The following is a 3,999-nucleotide window of genomic DNA, read 5'->3' as shown; positions in this document are numbered from 1 at the left end:
CCCATCAGATTCTCCGGTGCTGAAGAATTTTTACGCATTATGCCAGAAGGTGTCTCCTGCCGCGCAGACTCCTAGGGCAGACGCGCCGAAGCCGCTGACAATCACGTTCACCGCAGCAATGGCCAGCACGGTCAGTACCGGGGACAGCGAGGCCAGTGCCCCGACCCGAAAGATATCGGCGAACAGCGCCCGCTGCAGGGCAAACCTGGACAGGTGCAGTTGCAACACCTGGCTGCTGCCAGACAGCCGGCCCAGGAGCACCGCTGCCATAAGGCCCATGGTCACCACCACGGAAACCGCCGCGCCAGCCACGCCAAGCTGCGGCAGCCCGGCCCAGCCCAGGATCAGAGCACCGGACAGGGGAATCTGGATAAAGGCACCCAGTACCATCACCACGGCAGGAAAGCGCATCTCCCCCATGCCCCGGTAAACCGCCGCGATAATACCCATCAGCCAGAGGGCCACACTGCCACCAAACAGGATATGGCCATAAAGAAGCGCGTCATCGATCACTGCCGGGGTGACGTCGAGTTGATTGAGGAGAGCCGCACCGCCAAGCCACCACAGCATCCAGAACAGACCGCCCGCGGCCACCGCTATCACGATGCCGTGCCAGATCAGCGCCTCGGCCTGGTCCTTGCGGCCCCGGCCCAGAGCCCGGGCCACTGAACTGCTCAATGCACCACCGATGGCGCCGTTGGCGAGCATCTGCATCAGCATCAGTCCCGGGAACATCAGTGCAATGGCCGCCAGCGCAGCGGTGCCGAGGTGACCGATGAACCAGACTTCAGTCATGCTCACTGTGCCCTGCACCAGGAAGGCGATGGCATTGGGGGCGGCCATGGCAAGGATCAGGGGCAGCGCCGGCCGGCTGAGCATCTGTTCGGTACGTGTCATGGTGGCTGGCCGGGCGGTTCCCGGCGCGGAAGCTGTCATGAATCCGCCCCGGCCGGCTCGTGGGGTGCGAGCAGGTCGAGGGACTCATCGATCAGGCTGTGTAACGCCACGACCCGGTCTTCGCCGAGCATGCCGTTGATGCGTTGCTGGGCCTGCTTCCAGTGCGCCCTGGCCTGGTGCCACTTGTCCCGACCGGCGTCGGTGATGGATATGCTCCGGCTGCGACCATCCGGACCGGGGGACTGGGAGAGCCAGCCGGCGTCCAGTAGCGGCTTCAGATTGCGGGTAAGGGTGGAAGCGTCCATTTTCATGGCCTTTGCGAGATCCCCCGGGCGCACCGGGCCCAGCTGGATGACGTGGGCCATCAAGGCATACTGGGTGCCCTTGAGTCCGGCCTGACCCAGTTCGGCATCGTAGAACTGCGACACCTGCCGCATCAGCTGGCGTATGCGGTAGTTGGTACAGCCCTGTGGCCGGGCCTTGTGGGGTACCGGGGATTTGACGGTCATGGGAAGCTCCGGATAGTATTTGTAGCTGCAAGTATTGTATATGCAATTATCGCCGTCAAGATCCGGCCCCCGGGTCAACCATTTATCTGCGTACGAGGCCACCATGACTGACAAAAATACCCCCGTTCACCCCCTCGACCAGGCCGTTGCCCTGACTCCGATCGATAGCGGGCGCTGGCAGGGTGCCACCAGCCCGGCCTACGCCAATATGGTAGGGCCCTTCGGCGGCACCACCGGCGCGACGTTGCTCAATGGTGTGCTCTGCCACGAGCAGCTGCTGGGTGAGCCGGTGTCGTTGACCGTCAATTTCGCCGCACCCGTGGCGGATGGTGACTTTGAGGTTAGTGCCCGGCCGGTGCGGACCAACCGCAACAGCCAGCACTGGTGGGTGGAAATGCTGCAGGGTGGTGAGACCGTGGCCTTCGCCACTGCCGTGACGGCGCGCCGGCGTGAGACCTGGGCCAGCACGGAGAGCAGCTTCCCGGAGGTGTCACCGGCCTCCGAACTGAGCGATGCCTCGAAGGAGGGTCGCCCGAAATGGACCCGGAACTACGACATGCGGTTCGTGGAGGGGGCACTGATGGGGGAGCCACACCCGCACCCGGACTACCCGTCACGGAGCCGGGTATGGATGAAGGACCAGCCAGCAAGGCCACTGGACTTCCTGTCCCTGTCGGCGCTGTGCGATGCTTTCTTCCCCCGCATTTACGTCCGGCGGCCCAAGCTGGTGCCTATCGGAACGGTCTCCCTGACCACTTACTTCCATGTGACTGGCGAGCAGTTGGCATCCGTCGGCACTGAGCCGGTGCTCGGTGTGGCCAGCGCCAACCACTTTGGCCAGGGTTTCTTCGACCAGAGTGCGGAAGTCTGGAGCCCGGGCGGGGAACTCCTTGCGACCACCCACCAGGTCGTTTACTTCAAGGAATAAGGACACCGGGGGTCAAACCACCCGGACCAGTTCCCCTTTCTCCCAGCCAAGCCGCCCGGTCTCCACTACCTGGCGGCGTATTCCGGGCACCGGTCGGATCATGAACAGATCGCCGTTACGGCCGAGCAGGGCCTTGGGCACGCCGCATTCCCGCGCCAGGCTGGCGTGGGCTTCCATGTGCTCCGCTTCACCGTGTACGGGGATGGCGATATTTGGCTGAACCCACTGGTACATGGCACGCAACTCGTCCTGGGCCGGGTGGCCGGAGGCGTGGATGGGCAGGTCGGCGTCCTCGGCGGTGATGACCTCGACGCCCCGTTCCTTCAAACTGGTGATCAGCGCTTCGATGGCGTCCTCGTTGCCGGGGATGGCCCGGGCACTGAAGATTACCCGGTCGCCCGGTTCCAGTTCCACATCAGGGTGTGAGCCTGTGGCCATGCGACGCAGGGCCGTCCGCGGTTCCCCCTGGCTGCCGGTGGCCACGGCCAGTACTTCCTCCCGTGGCAGGTAGCCCAGGTGGGCAGGAGGAATGAGATGGTCGTCCGCGTTCCACACCCCGGCCGCCTTGGCAGCTCCGCTCATGTTGACCAGCGAACGCCCCAGCAGGCCCATGTAACGGCCAGTGGCCCGGGCCACGTTGGCCAGGGTGTGCAGCCGGGCGATGTTGCTGCCAAAACAGGCCACGATAACCCGCCCCGGCGCGTCTTTGGTGGCCGCCAGCAATCCCTTCTCCAGTGCCGACTCGGACATGGAATGCCCCGCCACCGTGGCGTTGGTGGAATCACACACCATGGCCGTCACACCTTCCTCCGCCAGCGCCTTGAACGTCCCCGGTGTATAACCGTGGCCAACCAGTGGCTCTTCGTCCAGCTTCCAGTCGCCACTGTGGAAGATCCGGCCCGCCGGGGTGCGGATCATCAGGGCGTTGGGGTCGGGGATGGAGTGGGTCAGCGCCAGCCACTGCACCTCGAAGGGGCCGATGGTGCGGCGCTCATCCACGTCCACCACGTGGATCGGCACCCGGTGCAACAGGTCGAACTCCGCCAGCTTGCGGCGCAGGATCTCGGCAGTAAAGCGGCTGGTGTACACCGGGCATTGCAGCAGTGGCCACAGGTAGGGCACGGCGCCAATATGATCCTCATGGGCGTGGGTGATGATCAGCCCGGCCAGCTGCTCGCGGCGATCCGCAATAAAGGCCGGATCCGCCATTTGTACCGGCGGTTCACCACGCCTGTGCATCGTGCCGTCAGCGATCACCCGACCGGGACGGGGAAAGGTCACGCCACAGTCCACCATCAGCCACTGGCCGTCGTGACCGTAAAGGTTGAGGTTCATACCAATTTCACCAGTGCCGCCAAGGGGCAGGAACCAGAGGTCGTTGTGGTCGGGTGTCATGGCAATCTTGTCGTGTTCGGGAAATGGGACAGGGCGGCAGTGTAACGCGGAATGCGGTGCGGTGGAGATGCTGGATTGGTTCTACTGGATTCTTCCTTCTTATAGCTGTGACCGCCTGGCTGGCAACGACCCCGCGGATGATGTAGTTTGTCGAGGTCTTCAAGGATAACGGACGTTTTCATGACACGGATAGTACTAATCCGAAATAAAGTAAGCGAACATCACCCGGAGATGTAAGCCAAATCTGGATGACCAAAAAAGGACTGCAAT

The 3,999-nt window shown here is 63.5% G+C and carries 4 protein-coding genes; 1 reads left to right on the top strand and 3 read right to left on the bottom strand.

Features of this window, described 5'->3' with window-relative positions; translation table 11 throughout:
• Positions 1-30: 30 nt before the first annotated feature.
• Together MLC59_RS19455 and MLC59_RS19450 are read right to left on the bottom strand one after the other, a co-directional pair.
• On the bottom strand, positions 31-936 hold the full coding sequence (locus tag MLC59_RS19455; RefSeq protein WP_248237257.1) for an MATE family efflux transporter: 906 nt from the start codon (positions 934-936) through the stop codon (positions 31-33).
• Positions 933-1,406 (bottom strand): MarR family winged helix-turn-helix transcriptional regulator, encoded by a 474-nt coding sequence (locus MLC59_RS19450; RefSeq protein ID WP_248237256.1) that lies wholly within the window; start codon positions 1,404-1,406, stop codon positions 933-935. Before MLC59_RS19450 ends, MLC59_RS19455 begins: the two co-directional genes overlap by 4 nt.
• A gap of 103 nt (positions 1,407-1,509) precedes the next feature.
• Here MLC59_RS19450 and MLC59_RS19445 point away from each other — a divergent pair, with 103 nt between their 5' ends.
• Positions 1,510-2,334 (top strand): acyl-CoA thioesterase, encoded by an 825-nt coding sequence (locus MLC59_RS19445; protein ID WP_248237255.1) that lies wholly within the window; start codon positions 1,510-1,512, stop codon positions 2,332-2,334.
• Positions 2,335-2,346: 12 nt separating this feature from the next.
• Here MLC59_RS19445 and MLC59_RS19440 read toward each other — a convergent pair whose 3' ends face one another.
• Complete coding sequence (locus MLC59_RS19440; protein WP_248237254.1) at positions 2,347-3,729, bottom strand: ribonuclease J; 1,383 nt, start codon at positions 3,727-3,729, stop codon at positions 2,347-2,349.
• Between the last annotated feature and the right edge of the window lie 270 nt (positions 3,730-3,999).

This window comes from Marinobacter bryozoorum (genome assembly GCF_023156245.1).
GTDB classification, from domain to species: domain Bacteria; phylum Pseudomonadota; class Gammaproteobacteria; order Pseudomonadales; family Oleiphilaceae; genus Marinobacter; species Marinobacter bryozoorum.
Note: the sequence above shows the minus strand (reverse complement) of the source record. Positions and strands in the feature narration are given on the sequence as shown.

Bases quoted from the DNA above. Each gene is read 5' to 3' on its own strand.
- MLC59_RS19455 (WP_248237257.1), bottom strand. From the start codon at position 936: ATGACAGCTTCCGCGCCGGGAACCGCCCGGCCAGCCACCATGACACGT.
- MLC59_RS19445 (WP_248237255.1), top strand. From the start codon at position 1,510: ATGACTGACAAAAATACCCCCGTTCACCCCCTCGACCAGGCCGTTGCC.
- MLC59_RS19440 (WP_248237254.1), bottom strand. From the start codon at position 3,729: ATGACACCCGACCACAACGACCTCTGGTTCCTGCCCCTTGGCGGCACT.
- MLC59_RS19450 (WP_248237256.1), bottom strand. From the start codon at position 1,406: ATGACCGTCAAATCCCCGGTACCCCACAAGGCCCGGCCACAGGGCTGT.